Source organism: Stenotrophomonas sp. 10L48 (genome assembly GCF_056395105.1).
This window is the reverse complement of the sequence record NZ_JBFTIX010000028.1, coordinates 1-3,813: the sequence shown is the minus strand read 5'-3', so window position 1 is coordinate 3,813 and position 3,813 is coordinate 1. Positions and strand designations below refer to the sequence as shown.

5 protein-coding genes are annotated in these 3,813 nt (G+C 67.7%); 3 read left to right on the top strand and 2 right to left on the bottom strand.

The window, feature by feature from the left end:
- Window positions 1-201: 201 nt before the first annotated feature.
- A complete protein-coding gene (locus AC1DCU_RS21420; RefSeq protein ID WP_033830417.1) occupies window positions 202-765 on the bottom strand; it encodes a TlpA family protein disulfide reductase in 564 nt (187 codons plus the stop codon).
- Window positions 762-2,036, bottom strand: coding sequence for a YihY family inner membrane protein (locus AC1DCU_RS21415; RefSeq protein ID WP_032977469.1), 1,275 nt, complete (start codon window positions 2,034-2,036; stop codon window positions 762-764). The genes AC1DCU_RS21420 and AC1DCU_RS21415 overlap by 4 nt, the downstream gene beginning before the upstream one ends.
- A gap of 77 nt (window positions 2,037-2,113) precedes the next feature.
- Between AC1DCU_RS21415 and wrbA the strand changes: the two genes are divergently transcribed.
- From wrbA to AC1DCU_RS21400, 3 genes are all read left to right on the top strand, one after another.
- On the top strand, window positions 2,114-2,707 hold the full coding sequence (gene wrbA / locus AC1DCU_RS21410) for an NAD(P)H:quinone oxidoreductase (RefSeq protein ID WP_025879137.1): 594 nt from the start codon (window positions 2,114-2,116) through the stop codon (window positions 2,705-2,707).
- On the top strand, window positions 2,704-3,039 hold the full coding sequence (locus AC1DCU_RS21405; RefSeq protein ID WP_025879136.1) for a DUF2069 domain-containing protein: 336 nt from the start codon (window positions 2,704-2,706) through the stop codon (window positions 3,037-3,039). Before wrbA ends, AC1DCU_RS21405 begins: the two co-directional genes overlap by 4 nt.
- Window positions 3,040-3,118: 79 nt before the next feature.
- Entirely contained in the window at window positions 3,119-3,604 is a 486-nt protein-coding gene (locus AC1DCU_RS21400) for an asparaginase domain-containing protein (protein WP_033830416.1), read from the top strand.
- The last annotated feature ends 209 nt before the right edge of the window (window positions 3,605-3,813 follow it).

Genomic DNA, 3,813 nt, shown 5'->3' with positions numbered 1-3,813 from the left:
CCGCATGGATGCGGCGACCGAGCCTACAGGGACGTATTTACGGCGTCCCCCGCAACCGGACCCACCCCGCCTCCCCACAGGAAACCTGCTTCTGCTGTTGCTTCGACTGTTGCTGTTGCTGTTGCTGTTGCTGTCGAGGTTGCCGGCCAGCGGCCGGCACTACCGCTTCTGTGGGTGCAGGGCGCAGCCCTGCCCCTCCCCTTATTTGGCAGCAGCAATCTGCTTTTCGATGTCCGCCGCGGTGACCGGGCCCAGGAAGCTGTGGGCCAGCTTGCCCTGCGGGTCGATCAGATGGGTCAGCGGCAGGCCACGCGGGGTGGCGAAGTCGGCCGGCGGGTCGAACGGATCGACGACCACGATCGGATAGGTCACCGGATGCTTGGTCAGGAACGCCTGCATCTCCGGAACCTCGATGTCCTCGTAGGCCAGGCCCACCACTTCGATGTTGCTGCGCATGGCATGCAACGCCGACAGCTCGGGCATTTCCTTGCGGCAGGGCGCGCACCAGGTCGCCCAGAAATTCACCACCACCCACTTGCCACGATGCGCGGCCAGGTCGTAATCGCTGCCATCGACCGCCTTCATCTTCAGCGTCGGGAACTCGGCAGTGACACGTTCGGCGGGCGTGTCCTCCACCGGCGCCGGCGCGGCCGGGGTCGGTGCCTGTGCCGGCGGCTGGCTGCTGGCCGGGGTCGGCTCCTGCGCGGGTTTGCAGGCGGCCAGGGCCAGCAGCGCAGCCAGCAGCAACGGGGTCTTGCAGGTCATGGGGCGTCTCCAGAATCAGGGTAGATGTCGCTGACGCGACGCTTGAGGCGTTCACGCAGCGGCAGGCGCAGTTCATCCAGTGCGGCCAAGGCGGCCCGGCCGAGGCTGTCATCGCGGTAAGGCAGGTGTTGTTCGGCCACCGGAATGCGCAGCTGCGTGCATTCGTACAGATCGCCCAGGCTGACCTGGTCCAGGTCGCGGGCCAGCAGCCACTCGCCGCGCTCATCGCGGCGCAGCAGGCCGATGCCCTCCAGGTGGCAGGCCAGGTCCTGCAGCAGCGAGTCGGTCAGCATCGGTTCCAGCCGCAGGATCTCGTCGTCGGCCAGGCCCCTGCCCTTGGCGCGTGCGTGCTGGAAGCGCCCGAGCAGGCGCAGCAGGCCATAGAACTCGTAGCCCTGCGGCAGGCGCAGTTCCACCGGTTGGTAGCGGAAAGCCGCCATCGACGACGCCAACGACGCGCCCAGCAGCACGGCCACCCAGCAGAGGTAGATCCACAGCAGCAGGATCGGCACGAAGGCCACCGTGCCATACAGCTTCTGGTAGGACTGGAAGCTGCCCAGGTAGGCGCCGATGCCCCACTTCACCAGCTCCAGGATCACTGCGGCGAGAATCGCGCCCGGAACCGCATGGCGCCACTTCACGGTGTGGTGTGGCACCACCCGGAACATCAGGGTGATGCAGACGAATTCGATCAGGATCGGCGCCAGCCGCAAGGCGAGATCGGCCAGCCAGCGCCCCTCCTGCGTGCCGAACAACGGCATCGCGAACACCCGCGCCGACACCGCCAGCGATGCAGCGGCGAGCATCGCGCCCAGGGTCAGCACCGTCCAGTAGACCAGGAAGCGGGTCAGCCGCGGCCGACTGCTGCCGACGCGCCAGATCTGGTTGAAGGTCTCTTCAACACTGTTGAGGGTGATCAGCAGCGAGATGACCAGGGCGATGAAACCGGCGGCAGTGAGCTGGCCGGCGCTGGCCGAGAACTGCCGCAGGTAGCCTTCGGCAGCGCGCGCGGCATTGGGCACGAAGTTGGAGAAGACGTAGTCGCTGAGCTGGTCGCTCCAGCGATCGAACACCGGGAAGGCCGAGAGCACGCCAAATACCACGATCGCCAACGGCACCAGCGCGAACACCGTGGTGTAGGCCAGCGCGGCGGCGGCCTGGAACAGGCGGTCGTCGAGGAAGCGGCGCCACAGGAAGCGGCCGAAGCTGGCGGCGCGTGCGCGATCCCGCGCGCGCTCCATCCACAAATTGAGCGTATCCAAAGGTTCCATCGGCGCAAGGGTACCCGATGCGGAATCGGTGCAGGATAGCCATACTGGCGTCCACACGATGAGGAGAGCTGGGCGCGATGGGCGAAATCCTGGTGCTGTACTACAGCCGCGGCGGTTCGGTGGCACGGCTGGCGCGCCAGATCGCGCGGGGCATCGGCGAGGTTCCGGGCATGGCAGCGCGGCTGCGCACGGTGCCGCCGGTGGCTGCCGTTACCCAGACCGCGCAGCCGCCGGTACCCGACGATGGCGCGCCCTATGTAAGCGTGCAGGACCTGGCGGAGTGCCAGGGACTGCTGCTGGGCAGCCCTACCCGTTTCGGCAACATGGCCGCGCCGGTCAAGCATTTCCTTGACGGCCTCGGCGCCGAATGGGTGAACGGCACGCTGGCCGGCAAGCCGGCCGGGGTGTTCACGTCCACTGCGTCGATGCATGGCGGCCAGGAGTCGACCCTGCTGTCGATGCAGGTACCTCTGCTGCACCACGGCTGCCTGATCGTCGGCATTCCGTTCACCGAGCCGGCGCTGAGCCACACCACCAGTGGCGGCACGCCGTATGGCGCCAGCCACGTGGCCGGCGCCGCCGACGACCCGCAACCCACCGACGATGAGGCGGTACTGGCGCGGGCGCTGGGCCGGCGCGTGGCCGACATCGCGCAGCGGCTGGCGCGATGAGCACCGCGCCGCGCACCGTGCTGCTGCTGGCCCTGATGGGGCTGGCGGCGCTGTTTGCCGGCTGGTTCATCAACGACAGGCACTGGCTGGCCACCCAGCTGGTGTTCACTGCGCCGCCGCTGGCGCTGGCCATCGCCCTGCGGCTGGGCTGGCGCAAGGCCGGGTTCTGGGCGGCGGTGCTGGCCCTGGGCTGGTTCAGCCACGGCGTGATGAGCGCCTGGAGCCATCCCGAGACCCGCTGGCTGGCACTGATCGAAATCGTGCTGGCGCTGCTGGTGATCTTTTCGGCCAGCCTGCCCGGCCTGCGCGCCCGTTTCGGGCGGCGGCGCTGACGCTGCGCCCGGTGGGCCGTATCATCTGCGTTCCCGGCCCCGCGCCGCTGTACCTGCCTTGGTTTCGCGCATGCACATGATGGAAGAGCTCCTGGTCGTCACCACCGGTGGCACGATCGACAAGATCTATTTCGACGACAAGTCGGACTACCAGATCGGCGACCCGCAGATCGGCATGATCCTGCGCGAACTGGGGGTCACGTTCCGTTTCAACGTGATTCCGATCCTGCGCAAGGATTCGCTGCACATCAACGACGACGATCGTGAGCTGATCCGCGCGACGATCGCCGCGCAGCCCACCCGCCACGTGCTGGTGACCCACGGCACCGATTCGATGGTGCAGACCGGCAAGGTGCTGGCGACGATCCCGGACAAGACCATCGTGATGACCGGTGCGCTGAGCCCGGCGCGTTTCCGTGGTTCGGATGCGGAGTTCAACATCGGCTGTGCGATCGGTGCGGTGCAGTCGCTGCCGGCGGGGGTGTTCATCGCAATGAACGGCCGGATCTTCGACCCGCAGCATGTGCGCAAGAACGTGGCGGCGAACCGGTTCGAGTCGGTTTGAGGGATTGAAGGCGCGCCGTCGCGCGGATGGGTTCAGCGTTTTGGTTGCTGCTGGGTTGAGGGGGTGATCCCCCCGACGCAGGACACGCCATAAACCCATCCCTGGGGGCTCGATGGCGCCTTGCTCGTGTGCGCTGTCCTGCGCACACGGCAAGACCGGGGTTGGGCGTCCTGCCCAACCCGCCCGAGGCATGCCTCGGGTGCCTCGGG